This is a genomic window from Tropicimonas sp. S265A (assembly GCF_049800835.1).
Taxonomy (GTDB): Bacteria; Pseudomonadota; Alphaproteobacteria; order Rhodobacterales; family Rhodobacteraceae; genus Dinoroseobacter.
In genome coordinates, this window is the sequence record NZ_JBNAFU010000007.1 from 1 (window position 1) to 23,635 (window position 23,635).

Sequence of the window (23,635 nt, forward strand, 5' to 3'; positions counted from 1 at the left end):
ACCGCGCATATTGATGCGGATCGTTATGCTGAGATGTATGCGGCTTCGGTTTCGGATCCGGAGGGGTTCTGGGGCGAGCATGGGCGCTCTCTGGACTGGATCAAGCCCTATACGAAGGTGAAGGACACGTCCTTTGCGCATGACGACGTGCATGTGCGCTGGTTCGAGGATGGCACGCTGAATGTGGCGGCCAACTGCATTGACCGGCACCTGGCGACCCGCGGCGACCAGACCGCGATCATCTTCGAGCCCGACGATCCCGAAGAGCCCGCGCAGCACATCACCTACACCGCGCTGCACCGCTCGGTCTGCAAGATGGCCAACGTTCTGGAAGACCTCGGCGTGCGCAAGGGCGACCGGGTGATCCTGTATCTCCCGATGATCCCCGAGGCGGCCTATGCGATGCTGGCCTGCGCGCGCATCGGCGCGATCCACTCGATCGTGTTCGCGGGCTTCTCGCCGGACGCGCTGGCCGCGCGCATCAATGGCGCGGATGCCAAGCTGGTGATCACCGCCGACTACGCCCCGCGCGGCGGCCGTCAGACCCCGCTCAAGTCCAACGCGGATGCCGCCCTGCTGCACACCAAGGACGACGTCAAGATGCTGGTGGTCAAGCGCACCGGCGGGCAGACCACCTGGGTCGACGGGCGCGATTTCGACTATAACGAGCTGATGCTGGAGGCGGACGAGGTCCAGCGCCCGGTCGAGGTCGAGGCCGAACACCCATTGTTCATCCTTTACACCTCCGGCTCCACCGGCCAGCCCAAGGGCGTCGTGCATTCCTCGGGCGGGTACCTGCTCTATGCGGCGATGACCCAGAAATACGTCTTCGACGTGCATGAGGGCGACATCTACTGGTGCACGGCGGATGTGGGCTGGGTCACGGGCCACAGCTACATCGTCTACGGGCCGCTGGCCAATGGCGGCACCACGGTGATGTTCGAGGGCGTGCCGACCTACCCCGATGCCAGCCGGTTCTGGGAAGTGTGCGACAAGCACAAGGTCACCCAGTTCTACACCGCCCCCACCGCGATCCGCGCGCTGATGGCCAAAGGGCCGGAGTTCGTCGAGAAGTGCGACCTGAGCACGCTCAGGGTGCTGGGCACGGTCGGCGAGCCGATCAACCCCGAGGCCTGGAACTGGTACAATGACCTCGTCGGCAAGGGCAAATGCCCGATCGTCGACACCTGGTGGCAGACCGAGACCGGCGGCCACCTGCTGACCCCGCTGCCGGGCGCCACGGCGCTCAAGCCCGGCTCGGCCACGACCCCGTTCTTCGGCGTCCAGCCGGTGGTCCTGGACCCCCATTCGGGCGAGGAGATCCACGAGACGACGGCCGAGGGCGTGCTCTGCCTCAAGGACAGCTGGCCGGGCCAGATGCGCACGGTCTACGGCGATCACGAGCGCTTCGTGAAGACCTACTTCTCTGACTACAAGGGGTATTACTTCTCGGGCGATGGCTGCCGCCGCGACGCGGATGGCTATTACTGGATCACCGGCCGGGTCGATGACGTGATCAACGTCTCGGGCCACCGGATGGGCACCGCCGAAGTGGAATCCGCGTTGGTGGCGCATGCCAAGGTGGCCGAAGCCGCCGTGGTCGGCTACCCGCATGACATCAAGGGCCAGGGCATCTACTGCTACGTGACCCTGATGAACGGCGAGGAACCCTCGGAGGAGCTCCGCAAGGAGCTGCGCACCTGGGTCCGCACCGAGATCGGTCCCATCGCCGCCCCGGACCTCATCCAATGGGCCCCCGGCCTGCCGAAAACCCGCTCCGGCAAGATCATGCGCCGCATCCTGCGCAAGATCGCCGAAGACGACTTCGGCGCCCTCGGAGACACATCAACCCTCGCAGACCCATCCGTCGTCGACGACCTCATCAACAACAGAATGAACAAAAAGGACTGAGGGGTTTGCCCATCTGACAAGGAAAAAGGCGCCGCTCGGCGCCTTTTTTGCATGCGTGGAACCGGGCCCCGCTTATGGCTTGATGTAGGTGTACCCCTGCATCTGCAGATGGCTCAGTTCAGCTACACCGGAGGGGACGATGTCATCTTCGAACACCTCGAAAAGGTCGTCTTCATAAGAGATCTCCCGGCCCACAAGCGTGTTGTTGCAGACGTGAAACTGCGCGTTCTGCCCCCGCAGGTTCATCACCCGCTGTTGGACCTTGTCATTGTCCATCGCGCTGGCCAGCAGCCCGAGACCATTGCCATGCAGGACGACCTTGATGTCCATGTTCTCTGCGCCGACCGCGTTTATGTGGTTCTGAATATTGCGCATCGCGCCGATATAGGCGCGATCGTCTTCGCCGCCGTTGTAATTGATGTGATAGACCACCTTCTGCTTGGTGTAGCGGTCTTGGGCCGCAGCCATGGTGGTCACAGCGCACAGTGCGAGCGCCGCGACGACAGAGATCAGTTTCGACATGTTCTTCTCCTCCAGGGAACTGTCCGTACAAGGGCTGCACTGTGCCACCGAAAGCCGCCCCGAGGGGTCACAGCTGCGTGAGGATTGCGTCGCACTCGCGCAATGATCAGATGGTCTCAAATGCAGCGCTTTCCCTTTCATCCGCAGCGCGCGTCACGTATATGACACCAACGGCGCAGGTTTCACGACCGGCTTACATAAGGACAGGCAATTGACCGAGGGCGGAATGAGCAACAAGTCCCACGACGATGATGTGGCGTTCATCAAGGCGCTCGCAGAACTACTGCGGGCAAACGATCTGACCGAATTGCAGGTCAAACGGGACTACGGCGAAGACGACAGCCTGAACGTACGCGTGTCGCGCCAGACGGTGGCTGCGCCGGTTCAGACGGCAGCACCGGCCCCTTTTGCCGCGCCAAGCGCACCTGTCGAGCTTGCCACGGCCCCGGCCGCCACCGCTGCACCCGCGAGCGATCCCGCACAGGACCCGAACGCCCTGACCTCTCCGATGGTGGGTACGGCCTATCTGCAGCCGGAACCCGGTGCCGCGGCATTTGTAAGCGTCGGTGATACCGTGGCAGAGGGTCAGACCGTGCTGATCATCGAAGCCATGAAGACGATGAACCAGATCCCCGCTCCGCGCGCGGGCAAGGTCAGCCGGATCTTCATCGATGACGGTGCCCCGGTGGAATACGGCGCGCCGCTGATGATCATCGAATAAGCGCGGGATTGACCATGTTCTCCAAGATTCTGATCGCGAACCGGGGCGAAATCGCGCTCCGGGTCATCCGCGCCTGCCGTGAACTCGGCATTTCTTCGGTGGCGGTCCATTCGACCGCTGACAGTGACGCAATGCACGTGCGCATGGCCGACGAAGCCGTGTGTATCGGCCCTGCCCCTGGTCCCCAAAGCTACTTGTCGATGCCCGCGATCATTTCTGCGTGCGAGATCACCGGGGCGGAGGCGATCCATCCCGGCTATGGGTTCCTTTCGGAAAACGCGAACTTCGTCCAGATCGTCGAGGATCACGACCTGAAGTTCATCGGGCCCACCGCGGAACACATCCGGATCATGGGCGACAAGATCACCGCGAAGGAAACGATGAAATCCCTTGGCGTGCCCTGCGTGCCAGGGTCAGACGGCGGCGTCCCTGATTTGGAAACCGCACGGAAGGTCGGCGAAGAAATCGGCTACCCCGTAATCATCAAAGCGACCGCCGGAGGCGGAGGGCGCGGCATGAAACTTGCCAAGACGGCTTCGGATCTGGACGAGGCGTTTTCTACCGCGCGCGCTGAAGGCAAGGCGGCATTCGGCAACGACGAAGTCTACATCGAAAAGTATCTCGGGACGCCTCGGCATATAGAAATTCAGGTCTTCGGCGACGGCAAGGGCCGCGCGGTACATCTGGGCGAGCGGGACTGTTCACTGCAACGTCGCCACCAGAAAGTCCTCGAAGAAGCGCCCGGCCCAGTGATCGACGCAGAAACCCGCGCCAGGATCGGCAAGGTCTGTGCGGACGCCGTGGCTTCGATCAACTATGCCGGTGCGGGTACCATCGAATTCCTTTATGAAAACGGCGAGTTCTATTTCATCGAGATGAATACCCGATTGCAGGTCGAACACCCCGTGACAGAGGCCGTGTTCGGCGTTGACCTGGTGAAAGAGCAGATACGCGTCGCGGCGGGCTATCCGATGAAATTGAGCCAGGACAAGTTGACGTTGCGCGGCCATGCGATCGAGGTGCGGATCAACGCCGAAAAGCTGCCGAACTTCACCCCCTGCCCCGGAAAGATCACCACGTTTCACCAGCCCGGCGGCCTTGGTGTGCGTATCGACAGCGCGCTTTATACCGGGTACTCCATCCCGCCCTATTACGACAGTCTGATCGGCAAGCTGATTGTCGTTGCCCAGGATCGTCCGGCCGCTTTGTCACGCCTGAAACGCGCTCTGGATGAATTGATTGTGGACGGCGTAGATACGACCCTGCCCCTGTTCCATGCCCTGTTGGAAGAAGACGCGGTGCAAACCGGCGACTACAACATTCACTGGCTAGAGAAGTGGCTGGAAACGGCCGAGTTCTAGGCAGACGGATGTCAAACGGGTTTGCGCCAGGCCGCGTCTGATCTTTGACGTATACGGTATAGACCTTGGCCTGAGCCGTGGCTAGGCTGATGCGGACATGCCGCATGATATGTTCCCGCCAAGCTCCCCTCCGCTGACGCCAGAGCTTTTGTTGCGTGGCTACATGTCGGGCATTTTCCCAATGGCCGAAAGCCGCACCGACCCCGAGGTTTTCTGGGTGGACCCGAAGCGCCGCGGCATCCTTCCGCTGGACGGCGTGCATGTTTCGCGATCCTTGCGCAAGACCATGCGCACCTGCAGTTACCGGCTGAGCCTCGACACGTCGTTCGCTGCGGTCGTGGACGGTTGCGCGGATCGTGACGAGACGTGGATCAATGCTGGCATCTACGACACCTATATCGATCTGCACCAAATGGGCTACGCCCACTCGATCGAGTTGTGGGAAGAAACCCATTTGGTCGGGGGGGTTTACGGAGTTGCAATCGCCGGAGCCTTTTTTGGCGAGAGCATGTTTTCCCGCAGTCCCGATGCCTCAAAGATCGCTTTGGTGTGCCTTGCAGCGCATTTGCGGACCTGCGGGTTTGCACTGTTCGACACCCAATTCGTGACGCCACATCTGCACAGCATGGGGGCGCTCGAGATTTCCCGCGATGATTATCGCAGCCGGCTCAAGGACGCGCTTTCGGTCGAGGCGACTCTAGACCGGCAGCCACTGCCGGAGACGCCTGCCGCGTTTCTTGCTCCGCAAGGCCGCACCCCGTAACCCATACATCGTACCGCGGATGATCAAGCGCCATCAGCGCCGGGGAAGACGCAAGCATCCAACCTTGGAACAAAGCGGTCGAAACACGCGGGTCGACGATGCTTAGCCGGGCAAACGCATCGGCGGCCGGATTTTCGACCGGGTAACGGCACTCGTGCAATGCGATCTCCAGCCGACCCGCGACGGCCTTGTCGCCGACCGCGATCCTCATCTCCGATACCCGGCCCGTGGTCTTGTCAAGCACACGCACAGTGCCCGCGTCCGATTTCTCGGTGGTAACGCCCTGCTCGAATGTCTGGAACTCTTCATCGCGCAGGCGCAGTTCCCCGCCGAACCCGTCATCGGCCCCTCCGGGACTGGCGCGCTGCTCCAACTTTTCCAGCGGAGACACGACGATCCCGTCCTGCTGCGCGACCGCGGGCACCGCCAGCGCAAGGGTCAGACCAAGGGCCCGGATCATTCGTCGCTGCCGGACGCCGCCACGAAACTCATCAGCAGCGAGATCAGGCTGACAGAGCCCTGCGTGTCCAGAAACTCCCCCCCGGTTTCCATTGCGAATGGCGATCCGCCCGGCAGGATTTCGACGAAGTTGCCCCCCAGAAGCCCTTCGGAAGAGATGGCGATCGCGCTGTCATCGGGCACTTCAACCGTGCCCGCCACGGTTATGGTCGTATCGGCCCGATAGGTTTCGGGATTAAGGCTCAGCCCGGTGACGGTACCGACCTTGACCCCGGCAAGCCGGACGTCTGTGCCAATCCCGATACCGTCGGCACTTCGGAAGGACGCAACGAGGTCGTAGCCGCTGCCGCTGCGGGACATTCCCGTGGAGTTTGCAACAAACACGAGGAACCCGACCGCAATGGCCAGCACGGCCGCGCCGGTTACGACTTCGGTGGTATTTTGAGACATGTGGCCCCCTGCCAGATGGTCTGCGAGATTTCGAACTTCGGCGTGAGAGACCGCCTTTGCCCGTAATCTAAGGCAGGATCATTCGGGTTGCCATGCCTCATAGTCGGAGCGCTCAACAGGTTTTGCGCGCCGCAGCGAACCGGCCGGGGCATAGGCCAAGGGCGTGCCGGTCAGGTTTTCTTCGTGCGGTTTTTCCCATGCCTTGCGGGGCACGGGATTTTCCTCGGGTGTCTCTTTCCAGGTGTGATGCAACCAGCCGTGCCATTCCGGTGACACCCGGCTGGCTTCGACCTCGCCGTTATAAATCACCCAACGGCGCTTTCCGTCCCTGGATTGATAGAAAACGTTGCCCGCGTCATCCTCGCCGACCTTTTCGCCGTTGCGGTTGGTCCAAAGCCGCATGCCGAGGGTTTCGGCATTCCACCAGGTGATCAGCTGCAAGAGAAACTTCATTTTGAACCTCCGGTCCGGTTGCAGATGATATGACGGATTGCGCCCCTGCCGTCCAGCGACATGCGGACGCGGGGCGGCTCGTGGGCGACGGGTGTCGGGGCTATCTGCCCTCACGGCCCTTGCGAGGCCTCTCCCGAGAGTATTCGCAGCCTTGAACGAGAGATCAGGCGGCCTTCAGACCCTTTACGGCGCCCAACAACTGCGGGATCTTGTCCTTGAACTTGAAGAACCCGGCGGTGGCATGCGGCCAGGCCTGCAAGTCCCATTCTCGCAGAACCGGAATGATTGCCAGCTCAGGCGCGGCCTGACGGACCTCTGCGATCACGTCGGCCGCCGGTCCGGTGGGTGTGTAGGGCATCACGATCTGGGAGAGGGCTTGAGCATTTGCCCAGTCGACCACGCCCTGAGCGGTGCGCAGTACAGGCAGGTCGCCGCCCAGGCGGTCGGCATAGCGATCCGCAGTATCGGCAATCGCACCGTCGACGAACGCGGTTACGGTCTGCGAGACATGCAAGGGGGAACGGTTGGCCGTCGCACCCAGAAAAGCCGCCGCTTGCGGCTCCACCCCCGCAGCAAAAAGATACCCCGGCGACAGGTCATCTTCGCTGATCAGCAGTCCGAGCGGCAGGGATCTGTCCCAATGGGATTGGCGCGGCGGGTCCATGCGCGGCGGATGCGGAGGCCCGGTCAGAGGCTCCGGGTTTGGGGTCAGCTGGTGCAGGGGGCGATGGCGCCCGTCGGTAAACTTGGATATGTTGGAGGCCCGCGCGACGTAATTCTTGCCGTGGGTTTGCAAACCCGCCACCCATCGCCAACTCAGGGTATTTGAGGCCGCATCGCCGTCCAGCAGGTGACGCAGAAAGAAGTCCGCCCCGAGCTCCCACGGCAACCGCAAGGTGAATATCCAGATCGAGGCGAACCACATGCGCGCGTGATTGTGCATGTACCCTGTCTCGACCAGTTCGTGCGCCCAGGCGTTGAAGGCATCAATATCTGTCTCGCCACGGCACGCATCTTCCCACGCGCTGCGCAAGCCGGCCTCGGTGTGCACACGGTCGAGCGCTGCATTCAGGTCGGCCTTGTAAGTCGTCCAGACCGAAGGGCGCATCTCCAGCCAGCCTTTCCAATACGTGCGCCAGAACACCTCCTGAACGAACTTCGACGCCGTACCGGGTGAATGCCGACCCAGCACTGCTCGCAGCACCTCCTCCTCGGTCAGCAACCGGTGCCGAATATACGGTGACAGAGTAGAGACATGGGGATGACCCTTGTCGGCATAGTCGTAGTTGCGCAGACGGGTATAGTCGGCACCCGCTGCGGGGACGAACGCCTGTAACCGGCGCAGGCCTTCGGATCGGGTGGGATCAATTCTAAGTGGGTACGTCATAGCCCCGGAAACTAGCGCCGCGTCCGATGGGTCAAGCCTCCGCCGCAAGATGTTGCGTTGCCCCTTGTAGCTCCCTGAACGCAGACCTAAGATTCAGGGGACATTTCGACGTGAAGTCATCCCACCTATCGAGGCAGAAGCACATGCAAGACCCAGTCGACACCTATATGAACCTTGTTCCGATGGTGGTCGAACAGACCAGCCGCGGCGAGCGCGCTTACGATATTTTCTCCCGGCTGTTGAAGGAACGGATCATTTTCGTGAACGGTCCCGTACACGACGGCATGAGCCAGCTGATCGTTGCGCAGCTTCTGCACCTTGAGGCAGAAAACCCGAGCAAGGAAATTTCGATGTATATCAACAGCCCGGGCGGCGTGGTGACCTCCGGCCTGTCGATCTACGACACCATGCAGTACATCAAACCCAAGGTGTCCACGCTGTGCGTCGGGCAAGCGGCGTCCATGGGGTCGCTGCTGCTGACGGCGGGCGAGAAAGGCATGCGCTACTCACTTCCCAACAGCCGGATCATGGTGCACCAACCCTCCGGCGGGTATCAGGGACAGGCAACGGATATCATGATCCACGCGCAGGAAACCCAGAAGCTGAAGGACCGGCTGAACTCCATCTACGTCAAGCATACCGGACAGACCATGAAGAAGGTCGTCGATGCTCTGGAACGGGACAACTTCATGGATGCCGAGCAGGCCAAAGACTGGGGCCTGATCGACGAGATCGTGGAAAGCCGCGCAACCGACGACGAAAGCGCAAAGTGACGACCATCGGCCGGAGCACGTCCCGTGTTCCGGCCAGCCCTGCACGTAAGCCGCGCGCTTTGCCCGTAAACCGCGCCCCGCGTTAACCAAAACGCGACATATCAACCGGCATTTTGGCATTGTGCCCCGAAATCGGCTGCCATAGCATAATGTGAAAGCGCAGCCCTGCCCGGCCCCAAGTCCTGTCGCGATCCAGCCATGGTCGTGCGGGGTGAGCAACCGACGAGGTATCCGATGGCGAACAACTCCGGCGACAGCAAGAACACCCTTTACTGCTCGTTCTGCGGAAAAAGCCAGCATGAGGTCCGCAAACTGATCGCCGGTCCGACGGTGTTCATCTGTGACGAATGCGTCGAACTTTGCATGGATATCATCCGCGAAGAGACAAAGTCAGCCGGGCTGAAATCCTCCGAAGGCGTCCCCTCCCCACGCGAAATTTGCCAGGTGCTGGATGACTACGTGATCGGTCAAGCCCATGCCAAGCGTGTGCTGTCTGTTGCCGTGCACAACCACTACAAGCGCCTCAACCATGCCGGTAAGTCAGATATCGAACTGGCAAAGTCGAACATCCTGCTCATCGGCCCCACCGGTTGCGGCAAGACACTGCTGGCCCAGACATTGGCCCGGATCCTTGACGTTCCGTTCACCATGGCGGACGCGACGACCCTGACCGAGGCCGGGTATGTCGGCGAAGACGTTGAAAACATTATCCTAAAGCTCCTGCAAGCGTCCGAATATAATGTCGAGCGCGCGCAGCGCGGGATCGTCTACATCGACGAGGTCGACAAAATCACGCGCAAGTCCGACAACCCGTCGATCACCCGTGATGTCTCCGGCGAAGGCGTTCAGCAAGCTCTGCTCAAGATCATGGAAGGCACGGTCGCGTCCGTGCCGCCGCAAGGGGGCCGAAAGCATCCACAGCAGGAATTCCTGCAAGTGGACACGACGAACATCCTGTTCATCTGCGGCGGCGCTTTTGCCGGGCTTGAGAAGATCATCGCACAACGCGGAAAAGGGTCCGCCATGGGCTTCGGCGCGGACGTGCGGGACAATGACGACCGCGGCGTGGGCGAGATGTTCGGCGAACTGGAACCCGAAGATCTGCTGAAGTTCGGTCTGATCCCGGAATTCGTCGGGCGGTTGCCGGTTATCGCAACCCTCACCGATCTGGACGAAGAGGCGCTGGTCACCATTCTGACCCAACCCAAGAACGCGTTGGTCAAACAGTACCAGCGTCTGTTCGAACTGGAGGATGCGCAGTTGTCCTTCACTGACGACGCGATGAAGGCCGTGGCCTCCCGCGCAATCGAGCGCAAGACCGGCGCGCGGGGCCTGCGCTCCATCCTCGAAGACATCCTGCTGGACACGATGTTCGACCTGCCGAGCCTCGACAATGTCGACGAGGTTGTCGTCAACGAAGAGGTCGTCTCCGGCGATGCGAAACCGTTGCTGATCTATGCCGAGCGCAAGGACGAACCGGCAACGGTCGGGTAGACCTTCGCAGCCTGCACGACATCACAACCGCTAAGCGGCGCGCTATTTCGCGCCGCTGCACTTTGAGTTCTGCCTTAAGCCTGAGCGGCAAGCGCCTCGATTTCCACAAGAAATTCCGGTCGCGTGAACCCTGATACGATCATCAAGGTTGATGCCGGCAAATGCGCTGCACCCGCAAGCCACGCATCCCGCGCAGCCATGTAGCCAGTCATGTGCGATCTGTCCGTCACGTACGCATTGATGCGCACGACATCCGACCGCCCCATGCCCGCCTCTGCCAGTACCGCGTCAAGATTGGCAAAACACAGCGCAGCCTGCGCTTCAGCGGTCTCTGGCGCCATGTCGTCCGCGCCGACCCCCAATTGCCCCGAGCACACGACCCAACGCGCCCCCGCGGGGACTTCGACACCGTGCGCATAGTTCGCGAAGGGCGGGCGGATACTGGAGGGGATAAGGGACTTCACTGCGTTTCCTTTGCCTTCGACTCGCCGTAACAGGTTGCCAAATCACCGTCTCACAGACCAGACGGGTTCGTGTTAGCTGTTTTCTTTTCGCTCAAATTTTGACCACACAGATTATTTTGTTGGCGAACCGGAAAGTTCACAACAAAGTATTCCTGAGCTTGCGCGCTTGGCATCCCGGCCCACGGCACAACGACCTAGCTTCGACGCAACAAAAAACGATTTCACTGACAGGAGAGCATCATGGCATTGCGTCTATCCCTTCTCGCATCGGCTGCCGCCGTCGTCTGCACAGGAGCCGCCCATGCGGAGTTAAGCAAGGTCGTCTTCGGCACGAATTGGCTGGCCCAGGCCGAACATGGCGGCTTCTACCAATCCGTTGCAGATGGTACCTATGCTGCGTGCGGGCTGGATGTCGAGATCGTCTCTGGCGGACCGCAGGTCAACAATCGCGCGCTCATGCTCGCGGGCCGGATTGATTACCATATGGGCGGCGACATGCTGCAGGCCTTCAACGCCGTCAAAGAGGGTATCCCCGTGGTCATGGTTGGGGCCACCTTCCAGAAGCATCCGCAAGTCATCCTCGCCCATCCCGGCGTCGCTGACAGCTGGGACGAGCTGAAGAACCTGACACTGTTGATCGGGGACAATGGCTTCACGTCGTACTACCAGTGGATGATCGCCGAACATGGCTTCACGGTGGAACAACGTCAGCCCTACACGTTCAACCCGGCCCCATTCCTTGCGGACGATCAGTTGGGCATGCAGGGTTATCTGAGCTCGGAACCCTATCTCGTTGAAAAGGAAGGAGGGTTCACGCCCAACGTCTTCCTGATCGCAGATAACGGCTTCACGTCGTATGCGACCACCATCGAGACGATGCAGGCCACGATCGACGAAAAGCCCGAAGAGGTGAAATGCTTCGTCGAAGGGTCGATCAAGGGGTGGTACAACTACCTGTACGGTGACAATGCTGGCGCCAATGAGCTTATCCTGGCCGCCAATCCCGACATGACAGCCGACAAGATCGAATACGCCATCGGCAAGATGAAGGAATGGGGCATCGTCGACAGTGGCGACGCACTTGAGATGGGCATCGGGGCCATCAACCCTGACGTGGTCGCCGATTTCTACGCAAAGATGGTCGCTGCGGGCGTGATCGAGGATGGCCTGGATATTGCCGCAAGCTACGACACGCAGTTTGTGAACGCTGGCCTCGGTATGGATCTGAAACCCGAGGGCTGACACACGGGCCGGGCTGGTACGCGCCAGCCCGGCCTTTTCTTTCGGCCGCAGAGACCGCATCCTCTTTCCATGTCCCTGACAGATCCTCTGATGAACGCACCCAACGCTGTCGCTGAAACACCGGTATTCGCGGACCGCCCCGAATTGCTCCGGCTGAGCGGTGTGGACAAGGTTTTCGGCGGCGAAGTGGTGGCGCTGAAAGACCTGAACCTTGATGTGCGGCAGGGGGATTTCATGTCCCTTTTGGGACCGTCAGGCTGCGGCAAGTCAACAGCCCTGCGGATCATTGCCGATCTACTGCACCCCACCCGCGGCACGGTGGAGTGGGCGGGTGGTCACACAAAGGATGACCTTGGGGTGGTATTTCAGGAACCCACGTTGATGCCTTGGGCAACGGTCTCAAAAAACGTCTACCTTCCCTTTCGGCTGCGGGGCAAATCCTACAACAGCGTCAGGGATGACATCCTCGAGGTGCTCAAACTGGTCGGGCTCGAGAAATTCCAGAACGCTTATCCACGAGAGTTGTCGGGCGGCATGAAAATGCGGGTGTCGATCGCGCGCGCCATGGTGACACGCCCGCGGCTGATCCTGATGGACGAGCCCTTCGCCGCGCTGGACGAGATCACGCGCTTCAAACTCAACAATGACCTGCTGGCGCTGAAGTCCAAGATCAATTGCACGGTGATCTTTGTGACCCATTCGGTTTTCGAATCCGTGTTTTTGTCAGATCGTATCGTCGTGATGGCAGCGCGCCCGGGACGTGTCCTGCGCGAAGTGCAGGTCGACGCCCCCTATCCGCGCGACGAGGTGTTCCGCACCTCTGCCGAATACGCCGCGCATTGCCGGGCCGCATCCGATGCCCTGCACGAAGCGATGGAGGTTTGAGATGGCCGTAACCGACCCCACGCAGCTTGCCCCAGCCGCCGATGCAGATGAGGTCGCGCGCACGCGCGCCAAACGGCTGGAGAAGATCGGAAAGTACGCGCTGCCAATCGTGATGATGATCTTCGCGATCTGGTTGTGGGACCGCATCGTCGCGTGGAACGAGATTCCCCATTATATCCTGCCGGACCCGGGCCGGGTCTGGAACACGTTGATCACGGACTGGGCGATCCTGTTCGATGCGGCGCAACTTACGGCCAAAACCACCATCCTCGCGCTGATTTTCGCGGTGATTGGTGGCGCAGGGCTCGCGATCCTGTTCAACCAGTCCAAGATGCTGGAGATGAGCTTTTACCCCTACGCGGTGATCCTGCAGGTGACACCGGTGGTGTCCATCGCGCCGCTGATCTTCATTTATGTCGAAAGCAAAACCGCAGGCATGCTCTTGTGCGCGTGGATCGTTGCGTTCTTTCCCGTGCTCAGCTCTACGACGCTCGGCCTGAACTCGGTTGATCACAACCTACGGGACCTGTTTCGGATCTACGGCGCCACGCGCTGGCAACGGCTTACCATGCTACAACTGCCCTCTGCGCTGCCCTACTTCCTTGGTGGGTTGAAGATCGCGGGCGGGCTCAGCCTGATCGGCGCGGTTGTCGCCGAACTGGTCGCCGGCACGGGCGGCGTCGGTGCGGGCCTTGCCATGCGCATTCAGGAAGCGGGATATCGGCTGAATATCGCGCGCATGTTTGCAGCCCTCAGCATGATTGCGGCGATGGGTGTGTTTCTCTTTGCGGCGCTGTCGATCGTGAGTCATCTGCTGCTCAGGAAATGGCACGAAAGTGCGCTCACCCGGGAGAATTGATGGACTACCGCGCGTTGCCGAGCGGCGACTTCACGATGACAAACGTTCAGGTCCCCGCCTGCCTTCTGGGACAGGATGGGGATTTGGTCACGACCGAGATCTCGATCGAGGAAGGCAGGATCGCGGGCCCGCAACCGATCGCGGTGGATATGGAAGGCGCGATAGCCCTGCCCTGCTTTACCGACATGCATACGCACCTGGACAAGGGGCACATCTGGGCGCGCAGTCCCAACCCGGACGGCACGTTCATGGGCGCGCTGACAACGGTTGCCGCGGACCGCGCGGCGAACTGGCGCGCAGAAGATGTGCGGCGGAGGATGGAATTCTCGCTGCGCTGTGCCTACGCCCATGGCACCGCCCGCATTCGGACCCATCTCGACAGCCTGCCGCCGCAGGATGATATCAGCTGGCCCGTGTTTTCCGATCTGCGCGATGCCTGGGCGGGTCGGGTCGAGTTGCAGGCAGTATGCCTGATCGGGTGCGACGCCTTTTCGACCGATGGCGCATTTGCGCACACTGCAGACCTGGTGGCCGCGCATAGCGGCGTTCTGGGCATGGTGACGTACCCGGTCGAGGATCTTGATGACAGGCTCAGGGGCTTTTTTGCCATGGCATCGGACCGCGGTCTCGATGCGGATTTCCACGTTGACGAGACGATGGACCCGTCCTCGGAAACCTTGCGCGCCATTGCGCGGGTCGCCATGGAGGTCGGATTCGAGGGCCAGATTGTCGTCGGACATTGTTGTTCCCTTTCCACCCAGGACGAAACCCGCGCATTGGACACGCTCGATCTGGTGGCCGAGGCGGGGATCGGCGTCGTGTCGCTGCCATTGTGCAACCTTTACCTCCAGGACAGGCATGCCGGGCGCACGCCGAGGGGGCGCGGGATTACCCTGGTGCATGAGATGGTTGCACGGGACATTCCCGTCGCGTTTTCATCGGACAACACACGCGATCCGTTTTATGCCTATGGGGACATGGACATGATCGAAGTGATGCGGGAGGCGACGAGGATCGGGCATCTGGACCACGGCAAGCCCGACTGGCCACAGGCCTTCACACAGACCCCGGCGCGCCTGTGTGGCTTTGCATCGGGCGACATACACCGCGGGGCACCAGCGGACCTGGTGATCACGCGCGCCCGCAGTTGGACCGAGTTCTACGCGCGGCCCCAAGCCGACCGGATCGTGCTGCGCGGCGGCGAGCCGATCGACCGTACATTGCCCGACTATGCCGAGCTTGACGATTTGATGGAGACGACCTGATGAGCATGCCTGACAACGTAGCAGCCGCGAAAGAAGCCCTGTCCCATCTGGATATCGAACAGAACGACGCGGCGATCAAATCCAAGAGCCGCGATTTCTTCTGGTACTCCCCGGTGCTCAAGGCGCGCATGGACCACCTGATTGCGGATTTCGTGGTCAGCCCGCGGTCGGAGGCAGAGGTGATCGAGGTGCTCAGGACCTGCTACGCGCATGACGTCCCGGTCACCACGCGCGGCGCGGGCACGGGCAATTACGGGCAGGCCATGCCGATGCGCGGCGGGTGTGTCATGCACCTGCGCCACATGACGGCGGTGAAGGAAATCCACCCCGGGCGGGTGATCTGTGAACCTGGCATCCTTCTGAAAGACTTGGATGCGGCGTGCAAAGCCGACAGCGGTCAGGAAATCCGCATGTTCAGCAGCACATGGGCGACCGCAACAATTGGCGGCTTCATCGCCGGCGGGTCGGGCGGTGTCGGATCCTGCACATGGGGCTCCTTGCGCGATCTGGGCAACATCATCCGCCTACGCGTCGTGACAATGGAGGAAGAACCGCGTGTGCTGGAGTTCCGGGGCGAGGAACTTGCCCGCGTGTCCCATGCATACGGGACCAACGGCATCATTACGGAGATCGAAGTCCCGCTTGCCCCCGCCTATGACTGGGTGGAGATATTCGTGGCCTGCGAGGATTTCATGGACGCCGCGCGTTTTGCCGAAGGTCTGGCAAACGAGGACGGGATCCTGATCAAGCTCGCCTCCGTCTACGAGGCCCCTGCGCCGCATGACTACTTCCAACGCGTGAGACCATACGTCAGCGACAAGGACACGCTCGTGGGACTGATGGTGGCGCCGCATTCGATGGATGGGTTTCTGACCTTCCTGGGTCGGCGGCCGGAAGCTCGGTTGATCTACCGCTCAGACGATCACGCGTGGGCGCGTGAACCCGGGCCGGTTTTCGAGTACGGCTGGAACCACACGACGCTGCGCGCCCTGAAGGTCGATCCGTCGATCACGTATCTGCAGGTGCGCTATGGGTTCCCGGACCACCTTGCACTGGTCGAGAAGATGCGAACGGAGCTTTCCCCCGAAGTGCTTCAACACCTCGAAGTGCTGCGCGAGAACGGAAAGGTCATGTTCGCTGGCTTGAGCCTGGTGAAATTCACGACGGAGGAACGCCTGGACGAGATCATCGGCCTGCACGAGGAAGCGGGGGCGATGATCTTCAACCCGCACCGCTATACCCTGGAGGAAGGCGGGCGGCAGACAGTCGATGACCGGCAACTGAAATTCAAGCAGGAGGCCGACCCGAAGGGCCTTCTCAACCCCGGGAAGATGATTGCCTGGGACACGCCAGACTGGGACTATGCGGAGATGTACAGCTATCCGAAAATGCGGGCGGCGGAATGACGGGGACCCGGCCCCGCGGATGCTCTGCGTCCTCCCGGCGGGGTTTTTCCAGACCTGAACATGGGGGTGTGCGATGACCCGGGCGCTGGTGCTGGCAGCCCACCCCTGCGCGGAGAGTTTCTCTCAAGCCCTGCATGGAACGGTTGTTTCGAAATTGCGGGCGCGCGACTGGGACGTGGACGATTGCGACCTTTATGCCGAAGGCTTCGATCCGGTCCTGTCCGAAGCGGAGCGGCGCGGATATCACGAGGTCGGTCCGAACGAGGGACCCGTGGCGGAATATGTCGCACGGGTGCGCGCCGCGGATGCGCTCGTGATGGTGTTCCCTGTATGGAATTTCGGCTATCCTGCGATCCTGAAAGGGTTTCTTGACCGCGTGTTTCTGCCCGGCGTGTCCTTTCGACTGGAGGACGGGAAGGTCTTGCCGAACCTGACGCATATCAAGAGGCTGGCAGCAGTGACCACCTATGGCGGGACACGTCGGCGTGCGCTACTCGCGGGTGACCCACCGCGGCACTGCGTGAAGCGGGCGGTCTGGCATGTCTGCCGCCCGATGAAAATGAGATACCTTGCGCTGTACGATATGAACCGGGCGAGCGAGGCCCGTCGAACAGCATTTCTGGAACGGGTGGAGCGCGAGATGGAGGCATTCTGAATGCGCGCCTTGGTAGTTTATTGTCATCCCAAGGAGGGCAGCTTCAACGCGGCCATCCGGGATCTGGTTCTGTCCAAGCTCGAAGCGGCCGGCGCAGAAGTGCGCCTGACGGATTTGTACGCGCGGGGGTTCGAGCCCGTGCTCGCCGCCTGCGAGTTGGACATCTATCTGGATTGCCCTGATAACATGGCGCCCGTCGCCCGCGACGTGGATGATTTGAGATGGGCAGACACGTTGATCTTCGTCTATCCGACGTGGTGGTACGGGTTGCCTGCGCTGCTCAAGGGCTGGCTCGACCGCGTGCTGCTGCCGGATGTTGCGTTCCTGATGCCCGATGCAGAGAACTCGGATATTCGGCCCGGCCTGACCAACATTCAGCGCCTCGGCGTATTCACCACGTGCGGGGCAAGCCACTGGCTGACCACTCTGATCGGTGCACCGGGCAAACGCACCCTGACCCGCGGGGTACGGCTGATCTGTGCCAAGGGCTGCAAGACGTTTTTCGCCGCGCACTACCTTATGGACAGTTCCACACCCGAGACCCGCCGCCGTCATCTCAACCGGGTGGCGCGACAGATGGACAGGATGATCGGGCGCCAACCGCGCACCCAGTTCGCGGCTGAGCCTGCGGAATGAGCCTGCCCATCATCGATTGGACCGCGCCGGACCGCGCCGAACAGATCGGGCGCGCGGCACGGGGTCCGGGGTTCTTCCTGCTGACCGGCCACGGGATTGCGGGGGCGCTGATTGCGGATGTGTTTGCACAGGGCGCGCGGTTTTTCGACCTGCCGGCGAAAGACAAATCCACCCTCGCGATCGACGCCGATAACCGAGGATGGGCTGCCGAAGGCACGGAGCAGCTTGATCCGAAGGACGCACCGGACCGCAAAGAGGCGTTCAACATGGGCCTCGATCTTGCCGCGGATGACCCGCGCGTGCTGGCGCGCGAGCCGTTTCGCGGGGTCAACAAATGGCCTGACCTGCCGGACTTTGCGGATACGTTGCGGGCTTACTTCAGCGCGGTTCACCGGTTGGGCGTCGATGTCATGGGGGCCGTGGCCGAAGACCTGAACCTTCCCAGCGACTACTTTGACGCCAGTCTGGACGCCCCCATCGCCACACTGCGCTTGCTGTCCTACCCTGCGGCGGTCCCGGATCAGAAAGTCGGCGCGGGCGCACATACCGATTACGGCGCATTGACGTTTCTGTTGACCGATGGGGTGCCGGGCCTCCAGGTGCGGCCCCGCGATGGTGCTTGGATCGACGTCCCGCATGTGGACGGTGCGTATATCGTGAATATCGGCGATTGCCTGATGCGCTGGTCGAACGATGTCTACGTGTCGACACCGCACCGGGTTCTGCCACCGCCTGCCGCGCGCATGTCAATTGCCTTTTTCCTCGACCCGAACCCGGATGCGGTGATCAAGGCCCTGCCCGGCACCGGTCCTGCGAAATATCCTGAAACAACGGGGGCCGCCTATCTGCGCAGCCGGTTGGAGGAGACCTATGCCTGACCGACGCCTCGACTGGGCCGATTTCAGAACCACGGAATTCGAAAACCTCGACCCGGAAAAGGTGATCGCGGTGTTGCCGACAGCTGCGATCGAGCAACATGGCCCTCACCTGCCCACCGGGACCGACACGATGATCATGGAGGGGATGCTGGACAGGTTGCGCGCCGATCTGCCCGAGGATCTGGACATCCGTATCCTGCCGATCCAGTCCGTCGGGAAATCGAACGAGCATGTCCATGCCCCCGGCACGCTGACCCTTCCAGCGGAGACCGCCCTTCAGGCCTGGCGCGAGATTGGCCTTTCTGTCGCAAGGGCGGGTCTGCGGAAGATCATTCTGATCAATTCGCACGGTGGCAACCTTGACCTTGTGTCGGTCCTTAGCCGGGAGTTGCGGGTGCGCGCCGGGATGTTGGCGGTCAAGACCCAGTGGATGAGTTTCGGCACGCCTGAGGGCGTCTATACAGATCGTGAACGCGCGTTTGGCATTCACGGGGGAGATATCGAAACCTCACTGATGCTGGCCTTTCGCCCTGCCCTTGTGGACATGTCGAAGGCGCAGGATTTCCGCTCAAGCGCAGAGGGTGCGGCCCTCGCGCCCACGGGTGCGGTCAGCTACGGATGGGTCTCGTCAGACCTCAATCCCGCCGGAACCGTGGGAGATGCGGCGCGCGCCACCGCCGAGAAGGGGCGCGCCACCTGTACGCATCAGGTCAGCGGGATGATAGACTTGTTGCGGATTGTACGGGACCAGCCGCTCACGGGCCTGACCGCGACGTACCCTGCATAAAAAAACGCCCCGGATAGCCGGGGCGCGAGTCATGCACATATGAAACGGAAAGACCCATTTCACGGGTTGGTTACCAGATCATGTGCTTGAAGGAAAGCCTATTTCGCGCAGTGCGGACGTGCGCGCTCTGCCAACGGGCTCACCCGTCGCAGATCGGTTGACGGTTGGCATCCAACAGGGCTGCGCCGGTTTGCGGCTCTGTCTTTTCGATCGCGATACCGTAACAGCCATTCCCGTCTCGGATCAGGAGTGATGGTGGAACACCGTCGGGCAACGCTGCCAGCGCCGCAGGAGAGATATCGTCCAGAAGGGGCACACCGACGTCATCGGTCAGCTGTGGTTCACAGGCAGCAAGTATCAACGGGGTGAGTAACAGGCATTTTTTCATCGTGGCAACTGGCGTCGCAGGACGACGCGATCCTTGTGGTCTGTGGCTTGAGGCGCAGAAAGGCATTCAAACAGTTACTTCACAATCCATTTCGAGAATTCGGGGATCATCGAGATGCCACGCGTTGCGCCCCTGCATCGGCCAAACCGTAGCCACCGTTGCTGCGCACGTGCCGTTCCGAGTGACAATTGAACATAAATCCTTAAGCCCGGCTTAATTCTTTGTTGATATGTCGGGGGCGGTGGGTGGCGTTCTACGACGCAAGGAGTGCGCGATGATACAAGGGTATCGCACCGCTTTTGACATGGGTCCCGCAGCAAGTCCCCTGTCCCAGACAGACAGTTCGCAAAACCGACGTGCCGAAGCCGAGGCGAAGCCGCAAACCGCCGTGCAAGGCGCTGATGCAGCCAGCCGCACCGGGTTGCGCGACGCGGAGACCCTGCGCCCGACGAAAGCGCCGGCCGCGGCCTCGGATGTCGATCAGGGCAAGACCACCGGTCGCACGGACGATACCGACAGTTCTCTGCGCGCAATGGAAGACGTCATACAAAAGAACGCACCGACATATCAGGAACCAACGCTGCCCCGGTTGAGCGCCGAAGCTCTGGCAACAGCCCTCATGACCGCAGAGCCGGACAAGGCGTTGGTGCCACGGGTTCTTCCCGGTGTTTTGACTGAGTGACCGTGACCCGGAGGTCATGACCTTCTGACCAAAGGGCCCGCTGCGTGGCATGGTCGCTCTATGGATCTGCGCTTCGGAACACGTCCCGAATCAAACCCCAACGCCAAGGGCGCATGGGGTGAATAGCTATGCGCGCGGCCCGGGAAGTCTTGCGTACGTCCAGATCAGACAGAGCGCCGCCAACACAAGCTCGGCAATGCCATAGAACTCGGGCAGGAAAACAAAGACGCCCATGGCGCAGAGGATGGCATAAAGCGCGGCAAGGCTGAAAATATCAGGCCGTCGGCCCACCGCCAGCCCCCTTCCCGCGCAAGCTAAGGCAAATCCGACCAGGGTCATGATGCAATAGAGCATATGCAACCGGTACTCCAAAACGCTTCCGGTGCCTTCGGTGTCAAGCGGTGCCGCGGACCATTGAGCCAGCGCGATCAGTCCTGCTCCCAACAACAGGGCGCCGAGACGGCAGGTCAGACGCATCTCGCGCATGAAAACTGCGACTGCAAAGACCGAACCGCCCCATGTTGCCAGACCCGCGTTGAAGACCCAGGCATGCGCATAATTTTGTCTGCCCAGCAGACTGAGCCGCAAAGGCATCGCCTCAACCATGGACAAGACCATCGCCGTACAGGTCAGAACTGCAAAAACCGCGCCACCGAAAGCAAGCAGACCGCGCGCCGTCAAGTGCAGACGACCCCACAGGGGTGCGCGAAGGTCGTCGAAATAGGCCACTCAAGCCCCCGGTCATTTCCTCAATGGTTGCGGGACTTTGGCCGATCAACGTTAATGTCGGTTTAAACGCGGCGATCCTCGTGTTCCGCAGGAATGATCGCGCGCGCGACAAGACTACCCGACAGCACCGTGACAAGGACGTGTGCGCCCTTGGCCGGAACATCACCCAGCACACGAACGCTGACCGTCGGCCCCTCCGAAAGACGGACCGCCCCGATTGCGCGGGTGACATACGGGTCATCGCCGAAAGCGTCCGGTTCCCCCAGCATGATCGTGCGTTCCAGACATCCGCGCCCTCTGGAGGGATGCCAACTGTAGGAAACGCTGCCACATGTCGGACACGCCTCCGTCGGTGGAGCGCAGTGTTCACCGCACTTCAGACAGGTCTGGATCAGTAATTTGCCCTCAGTGAGGGCGTCCACAAAGATGCGATCTGGGTCTGGGCGGGCGTCAAAGCTCATAAGCTCTCCTGCACCGAAGTGCGGATATCATTCGTCAGGGCCGCCCCCAAGTCAAAGCCCATGTTCAGGGCTTCGTCTGCCACCCACGGAAAAAAGCTTAGCCGAAGCGCTTCGGCAGGGGAAAGGGCACAAACGTCGCGGCGACCGAACGTCAACTCAGGCTCAACGTATGGCCCCCGTCGACGACGATGGTCGCCCCGGTGGTGAATTGGCCGCCAGGGCCGACAAGCGCAAGAACAGCGGCGTCCAGATCGGCGGGTTGCCCCAGACGTCTTTGCGGAACGCCGCGCAGCATCTTCGCGCCCTGCGGTGTCGCGAAGAACGCGGCGTTGATGGGCGTTTCGATATAGCCCGGCGCCAGGGCATTGACCCGCACTCCGTCCTGCGCGAGTTCAAGCGCCATGGCCCGCGTCAACTGGATCAGACCCGCCTTGGACGCCGCATAGGCCCCCACGGTCTTGAGGACGCCCATGCCAAGAATGGACGCAACGTTGAGGATCACGCCTCGGGATGCGATCAGCGCCGGGGCAAAGGCGCGACTGACACGCCATGCGCCTTTGAGATTGGTGTCGAACACCCGGTCCCAATCGCGCTCGGACATGTCGGCCAACATCGCCTCGGAAGATACACCGGAATTGTTGATCAGGATGTCCAGTGGCCCGACGGCTTGCGCGGCGGCATCGACAGATGCGGCGTCCGTCACGTCGAGCGTCTGAACATGCGCGGACAACCCCTGCGCATGAAGTTTTGCTCGTATCGCGTCGAGCTTGTCCGAACGGCGCGCTGTCAGGATCACCTCGGCGCCTGCGCGCCCCAGACTGCCAGCCAGATGCGCCCCGATCCCGCTGGAGGCCCCCGTGATCAACGCGCGTTTGCCCCCTAGCCCAAAGGTCGCTGCGAGAAAATCGGTATCTATTGGTTGCATGGCCCCTCCTCTGCCGGGCGTCACAGTATAACCCACCGACGGATTGTAAATCCGTCCGCCCCGTGCAACGCCTAGGGTCATGATCGACAAGTTGGAGATGTTCATCGCGCTCGCGCGGGCTCAGCATTTCGGACGGGCCGCCGAAAGCTGTGGCGTAACCCAGCCCACGCTCTCGGCGGGCATCAAGCAGTTGGAGGACCAGCTGGGCGTTCAGCTGGTCTGGCGCGGGGCGCGGTTTCAGGGCCTGACACCAGAAGGCCAGCGCACGCTCGAATGGGCGCGCCGGATCGTGGGGGACAGTCGCGCGCTGCGGGACGAGATGCGCATGGCCAAGACAGGCCTGTCCGGCAACCTGCGCATCGGCGTGATCCCGTCTGCTTTGGCCTATGTTCCCGCACTGACCGATCCGTTCCTCAAGCGCCACCCGAATGCGCGGTTCACGATCCTGTCGCGCAGCGCCGAAGAGATTGCCAACGGGCTCGACTCGCTCAGCCTTGATGCGGGCATCACCTATCTGGATGCAGAGCCCGGGCCGAAGATGTTCGGCCTGCCGCTCTACGACGAAGGATACCGCGTTGTTGCGCGCACCGACATGCTCCCTCCCGGGGCGTCGACCCTCCCCTGGGCGGACCTTGCGGAACTGCCGCTGTGTCTGCTGACCCCCGAGATGCAGAACCGCCGGTTCATGGACCAGCACATGGCCGAGGCGGGTGTGGACGTGCGCCCAAGCGTGGAGGCGAACACGGTCTTGGTTTTGATGGCGCATATCCGGCGCGGCGGGGTTGCAACGATCCTGTCGGACCGAACCGCCATGCTGCTGAACGGCATGGAGGATTTGACGGTGCTGCCGCTGGTGAAGCCCGAAGCGGCCCACCGGGTAGGGCTGTTGTCACTGAAACGGGAACCCGCCACGCCGGTCCTGTCTGCGCTTTTCGCCGAAGCGCGACGGATCGCAACGGTTTAGCCCTGTTTCCCATCGGAAAAACAGGGGGTCTGAACGGGGATTTTTGATAGATATCACCTATCGAAAAACGGGATAACGATATTGAACGACCTATGAAATGGCGCCATGCTTAGCC

General features: G+C 61.5%; 27 protein-coding genes. 17 read left to right on the forward strand and 10 right to left on the reverse strand.

Annotated elements, in window-relative coordinates; all coding sequences use genetic code 11:
• Positions 1 to 1,911, forward strand: a 1,911-nt coding sequence (gene acs / locus ACP15N_RS15395) for an acetate--CoA ligase (RefSeq protein ID WP_425093215.1), incomplete at its 5' end; no start/stop codon positions are given.
• 72 nt (positions 1,912 to 1,983) lie between these two features.
• On the opposite strand, the gene ACP15N_RS15400 is transcribed toward acs, so the two are convergent.
• Positions 1,984 to 2,433 (reverse strand): DsrE family protein, encoded by a 450-nt coding sequence (locus tag ACP15N_RS15400; protein ID WP_425093216.1) that lies wholly within the window; start codon positions 2,431 to 2,433, stop codon positions 1,984 to 1,986.
• A 226-nt stretch (positions 2,434 to 2,659) separates the two neighbouring features.
• Between ACP15N_RS15400 and accB the strand changes: the two genes are divergently transcribed.
• The 3 genes from accB (at position 2,660) to aat (ending at position 5,278) form a co-directional block, all read left to right on the forward strand.
• On the forward strand, positions 2,660 to 3,154 hold the full coding sequence (gene accB / locus ACP15N_RS15405; protein WP_425093217.1) for an acetyl-CoA carboxylase biotin carboxyl carrier protein: 495 nt from the start codon (positions 2,660 to 2,662) through the stop codon (positions 3,152 to 3,154).
• A 14-nt stretch (positions 3,155 to 3,168) separates the two neighbouring features.
• On the forward strand, positions 3,169 to 4,515 hold the full coding sequence (gene accC / locus ACP15N_RS15410) for an acetyl-CoA carboxylase biotin carboxylase subunit (protein ID WP_425093218.1): 1,347 nt from the start codon (positions 3,169 to 3,171) through the stop codon (positions 4,513 to 4,515).
• Between the two features lie 109 nt (positions 4,516 to 4,624).
• A complete protein-coding gene (gene aat, locus ACP15N_RS15415; protein WP_425093219.1) occupies positions 4,625 to 5,278 on the forward strand; it encodes a leucyl/phenylalanyl-tRNA--protein transferase in 654 nt (217 codons plus the stop codon).
• Here the strand turns inward: aat and ACP15N_RS15420 are convergent.
• The 4 genes from ACP15N_RS15420 to ACP15N_RS15435 form a co-directional block, all read right to left on the reverse strand.
• Positions 5,184 to 5,738, reverse strand: coding sequence for a DUF2155 domain-containing protein (locus ACP15N_RS15420; protein WP_425093220.1), 555 nt, complete (start codon positions 5,736 to 5,738; stop codon positions 5,184 to 5,186). The genes aat and ACP15N_RS15420 overlap by 95 nt on opposite strands.
• Positions 5,735 to 6,187, reverse strand: coding sequence for an outer membrane lipid asymmetry maintenance protein MlaD (locus tag ACP15N_RS15425; RefSeq protein ID WP_425093221.1), 453 nt, complete (start codon positions 6,185 to 6,187; stop codon positions 5,735 to 5,737). The genes ACP15N_RS15420 and ACP15N_RS15425 overlap by 4 nt, the downstream gene beginning before the upstream one ends.
• 78 nt (positions 6,188 to 6,265) lie before the next feature.
• Entirely contained in the window at positions 6,266 to 6,640 is a 375-nt protein-coding gene (locus ACP15N_RS15430) for an NADH:ubiquinone oxidoreductase subunit NDUFA12 (protein WP_425093222.1), read from the reverse strand.
• 163 nt (positions 6,641 to 6,803) lie between these two features.
• Positions 6,804 to 8,027, reverse strand: a complete 1,224-nt coding sequence (locus ACP15N_RS15435) for an FAD-binding domain-containing protein (protein ID WP_425093223.1) — start codon at positions 8,025 to 8,027, stop codon at positions 6,804 to 6,806.
• A gap of 143 nt (positions 8,028 to 8,170) precedes the next feature.
• Between ACP15N_RS15435 and ACP15N_RS15440 the strand changes: the two genes are divergently transcribed.
• Positions 8,171 to 8,800 carry an ATP-dependent Clp protease proteolytic subunit gene (locus tag ACP15N_RS15440; protein ID WP_425093224.1) on the forward strand — a complete coding sequence of 210 codons (630 nt, stop codon included), beginning with the start codon at positions 8,171 to 8,173 and terminating at the stop codon, positions 8,798 to 8,800.
• Positions 8,801 to 9,034: 234 nt separating this feature from the next.
• A complete protein-coding gene (clpX, locus tag ACP15N_RS15445; protein WP_425093225.1) occupies positions 9,035 to 10,294 on the forward strand; it encodes an ATP-dependent Clp protease ATP-binding subunit ClpX in 1,260 nt (419 codons plus the stop codon).
• Positions 10,295 to 10,368: 74 nt separating this feature from the next.
• On the opposite strand, the gene ACP15N_RS15450 is transcribed toward clpX, so the two are convergent.
• Entirely contained in the window at positions 10,369 to 10,758 is a 390-nt protein-coding gene (locus tag ACP15N_RS15450; RefSeq protein WP_425093226.1) for a RidA family protein, read from the reverse strand.
• Between the two features lie 240 nt (positions 10,759 to 10,998).
• Between ACP15N_RS15450 and ACP15N_RS15455 the strand changes: the two genes are divergently transcribed.
• The 9 genes from ACP15N_RS15455 to ACP15N_RS15495 all read left to right on the forward strand — a co-directional run bounded on the left by ACP15N_RS15455 (position 10,999) and on the right by ACP15N_RS15495 (position 19,371).
• Positions 10,999 to 12,000, forward strand: a complete 1,002-nt coding sequence (locus tag ACP15N_RS15455) for an ABC transporter substrate-binding protein (protein WP_425093227.1) — start codon at positions 10,999 to 11,001, stop codon at positions 11,998 to 12,000.
• Positions 12,001 to 12,090: 90 nt separating this feature from the next.
• Entirely contained in the window at positions 12,091 to 12,885 is a 795-nt protein-coding gene (locus ACP15N_RS15460) for an ABC transporter ATP-binding protein (RefSeq protein WP_425093228.1), read from the forward strand.
• Between the two features lies 1 nt (position 12,886).
• Complete coding sequence (locus ACP15N_RS15465) at positions 12,887 to 13,744, forward strand: ABC transporter permease (RefSeq protein ID WP_425093229.1); 858 nt, start codon at positions 12,887 to 12,889, stop codon at positions 13,742 to 13,744.
• Positions 13,744 to 15,009, forward strand: a complete 1,266-nt coding sequence (locus ACP15N_RS15470; protein WP_425093230.1) for a cytosine deaminase — start codon at positions 13,744 to 13,746, stop codon at positions 15,007 to 15,009. Before ACP15N_RS15465 ends, ACP15N_RS15470 begins: the two co-directional genes overlap by 1 nt.
• The gene (locus ACP15N_RS15475; RefSeq protein WP_425093231.1) at positions 15,009 to 16,415 is read left to right on the forward strand and encodes an FAD-binding oxidoreductase; all 1,407 of its coding nucleotides are present in this window, start codon (positions 15,009 to 15,011) and stop codon (positions 16,413 to 16,415) included. Before ACP15N_RS15470 ends, ACP15N_RS15475 begins: the two co-directional genes overlap by 1 nt.
• A gap of 73 nt (positions 16,416 to 16,488) precedes the next feature.
• Positions 16,489 to 17,070 carry an NAD(P)H-dependent oxidoreductase gene (locus tag ACP15N_RS15480; protein WP_425093232.1) on the forward strand — a complete coding sequence of 194 codons (582 nt, stop codon included), beginning with the start codon at positions 16,489 to 16,491 and terminating at the stop codon, positions 17,068 to 17,070.
• Positions 17,071 to 17,706: an NAD(P)H-dependent oxidoreductase gene (locus tag ACP15N_RS15485; protein ID WP_425093233.1), complete on the forward strand. Its 636-nt coding sequence runs from the start codon at positions 17,071 to 17,073 to the stop codon at positions 17,704 to 17,706. It begins immediately after the preceding gene.
• On the forward strand, positions 17,703 to 18,584 hold the full coding sequence (locus ACP15N_RS15490; RefSeq protein WP_425093234.1) for an isopenicillin N synthase family dioxygenase: 882 nt from the start codon (positions 17,703 to 17,705) through the stop codon (positions 18,582 to 18,584). The genes ACP15N_RS15485 and ACP15N_RS15490 overlap by 4 nt, the downstream gene beginning before the upstream one ends.
• A complete protein-coding gene (locus tag ACP15N_RS15495; RefSeq protein WP_425093235.1) occupies positions 18,577 to 19,371 on the forward strand; it encodes a creatininase family protein in 795 nt (264 codons plus the stop codon). Before ACP15N_RS15490 ends, ACP15N_RS15495 begins: the two co-directional genes overlap by 8 nt.
• Before the next feature lie 139 nt (positions 19,372 to 19,510).
• On the opposite strand, the gene ACP15N_RS15500 is transcribed toward ACP15N_RS15495, so the two are convergent.
• Entirely contained in the window at positions 19,511 to 19,759 is a 249-nt protein-coding gene (locus tag ACP15N_RS15500; RefSeq protein WP_425093236.1) for a hypothetical protein, read from the reverse strand.
• 274 nt (positions 19,760 to 20,033) lie between these two features.
• On the opposite strand from ACP15N_RS15500, the gene ACP15N_RS15505 reads away from it, so the two are divergent.
• The gene (locus tag ACP15N_RS15505) at positions 20,034 to 20,441 is read left to right on the forward strand and encodes a hypothetical protein (RefSeq protein ID WP_425093237.1); all 408 of its coding nucleotides are present in this window, start codon (positions 20,034 to 20,036) and stop codon (positions 20,439 to 20,441) included.
• A 126-nt stretch (positions 20,442 to 20,567) separates the two neighbouring features.
• On the opposite strand, the gene ACP15N_RS15510 is transcribed toward ACP15N_RS15505, so the two are convergent.
• The 3 genes from ACP15N_RS15510 to ACP15N_RS15520 all read right to left on the reverse strand — a co-directional run bounded on the left by ACP15N_RS15510 (position 20,568) and on the right by ACP15N_RS15520 (position 22,556).
• Positions 20,568 to 21,170 carry a DUF998 domain-containing protein gene (locus ACP15N_RS15510; protein ID WP_425093238.1) on the reverse strand — a complete coding sequence of 201 codons (603 nt, stop codon included), beginning with the start codon at positions 21,168 to 21,170 and terminating at the stop codon, positions 20,568 to 20,570.
• A 62-nt stretch (positions 21,171 to 21,232) separates the two neighbouring features.
• Positions 21,233 to 21,631, reverse strand: a complete 399-nt coding sequence (locus ACP15N_RS15515; RefSeq protein ID WP_425093239.1) for a Zn-ribbon domain-containing OB-fold protein — start codon at positions 21,629 to 21,631, stop codon at positions 21,233 to 21,235.
• A gap of 151 nt (positions 21,632 to 21,782) precedes the next feature.
• On the reverse strand, positions 21,783 to 22,556 hold the full coding sequence (locus tag ACP15N_RS15520) for an SDR family NAD(P)-dependent oxidoreductase (RefSeq protein ID WP_425093240.1): 774 nt from the start codon (positions 22,554 to 22,556) through the stop codon (positions 21,783 to 21,785).
• Positions 22,557 to 22,635: 79 nt separating this feature from the next.
• Between ACP15N_RS15520 and ACP15N_RS15525 the strand changes: the two genes are divergently transcribed.
• Complete coding sequence (locus ACP15N_RS15525) at positions 22,636 to 23,520, forward strand: LysR family transcriptional regulator (protein ID WP_425093241.1); 885 nt, start codon at positions 22,636 to 22,638, stop codon at positions 23,518 to 23,520.
• The last annotated feature ends 115 nt before the right edge of the window (positions 23,521 to 23,635 follow it).

Bases quoted from the DNA above. Each gene is read 5' to 3' on its own strand.
- ACP15N_RS15435 (WP_425093223.1), bottom strand. From the start codon at position 8,027: ATGACGTACCCACTTAGAATTGATCCCACCCGATCCGAAGGCCTGCGC.
- ACP15N_RS15495 (WP_425093235.1), top strand. From the start codon at position 18,577: ATGCCTGACCGACGCCTCGACTGGGCCGATTTCAGAACCACGGAATTC.
- ACP15N_RS15500 (WP_425093236.1), bottom strand. From the start codon at position 19,759: ATGAAAAAATGCCTGTTACTCACCCCGTTGATACTTGCTGCCTGTGAA.
- ACP15N_RS15525 (WP_425093241.1), top strand. From the start codon at position 22,636: ATGATCGACAAGTTGGAGATGTTCATCGCGCTCGCGCGGGCTCAGCAT.
- ACP15N_RS15490 (WP_425093234.1), top strand. From the start codon at position 17,703: ATGAGCCTGCCCATCATCGATTGGACCGCGCCGGACCGCGCCGAACAG.
- ACP15N_RS15420 (WP_425093220.1), bottom strand. From the start codon at position 5,738: ATGATCCGGGCCCTTGGTCTGACCCTTGCGCTGGCGGTGCCCGCGGTC.
- ACP15N_RS15470 (WP_425093230.1), top strand. From the start codon at position 13,744: ATGGACTACCGCGCGTTGCCGAGCGGCGACTTCACGATGACAAACGTT.
- ACP15N_RS15505 (WP_425093237.1), top strand. From the start codon at position 20,034: ATGATACAAGGGTATCGCACCGCTTTTGACATGGGTCCCGCAGCAAGT.
- accB (WP_425093217.1), top strand. From the start codon at position 2,660: ATGAGCAACAAGTCCCACGACGATGATGTGGCGTTCATCAAGGCGCTC.
- ACP15N_RS15425 (WP_425093221.1), bottom strand. From the start codon at position 6,187: ATGTCTCAAAATACCACCGAAGTCGTAACCGGCGCGGCCGTGCTGGCC.
- aat (WP_425093219.1), top strand. From the start codon at position 4,625: ATGTTCCCGCCAAGCTCCCCTCCGCTGACGCCAGAGCTTTTGTTGCGT.
- accC (WP_425093218.1), top strand. From the start codon at position 3,169: ATGTTCTCCAAGATTCTGATCGCGAACCGGGGCGAAATCGCGCTCCGG.
- ACP15N_RS15460 (WP_425093228.1), top strand. From the start codon at position 12,091: ATGAACGCACCCAACGCTGTCGCTGAAACACCGGTATTCGCGGACCGC.
- ACP15N_RS15400 (WP_425093216.1), bottom strand. From the start codon at position 2,433: ATGTCGAAACTGATCTCTGTCGTCGCGGCGCTCGCACTGTGCGCTGTG.
- ACP15N_RS15440 (WP_425093224.1), top strand. From the start codon at position 8,171: ATGCAAGACCCAGTCGACACCTATATGAACCTTGTTCCGATGGTGGTC.
- ACP15N_RS15485 (WP_425093233.1), top strand. From the start codon at position 17,071: ATGCGCGCCTTGGTAGTTTATTGTCATCCCAAGGAGGGCAGCTTCAAC.
- ACP15N_RS15430 (WP_425093222.1), bottom strand. From the start codon at position 6,640: ATGAAGTTTCTCTTGCAGCTGATCACCTGGTGGAATGCCGAAACCCTC.
- ACP15N_RS15480 (WP_425093232.1), top strand. From the start codon at position 16,489: ATGACCCGGGCGCTGGTGCTGGCAGCCCACCCCTGCGCGGAGAGTTTC.
- clpX (WP_425093225.1), top strand. From the start codon at position 9,035: ATGGCGAACAACTCCGGCGACAGCAAGAACACCCTTTACTGCTCGTTC.
- ACP15N_RS15455 (WP_425093227.1), top strand. From the start codon at position 10,999: ATGGCATTGCGTCTATCCCTTCTCGCATCGGCTGCCGCCGTCGTCTGC.
- ACP15N_RS15475 (WP_425093231.1), top strand. From the start codon at position 15,009: ATGAGCATGCCTGACAACGTAGCAGCCGCGAAAGAAGCCCTGTCCCAT.
- ACP15N_RS15520 (WP_425093240.1), bottom strand. From the start codon at position 22,556: ATGCAACCAATAGATACCGATTTTCTCGCAGCGACCTTTGGGCTAGGG.
- ACP15N_RS15465 (WP_425093229.1), top strand. From the start codon at position 12,887: ATGGCCGTAACCGACCCCACGCAGCTTGCCCCAGCCGCCGATGCAGAT.
- ACP15N_RS15515 (WP_425093239.1), bottom strand. From the start codon at position 21,631: ATGAGCTTTGACGCCCGCCCAGACCCAGATCGCATCTTTGTGGACGCC.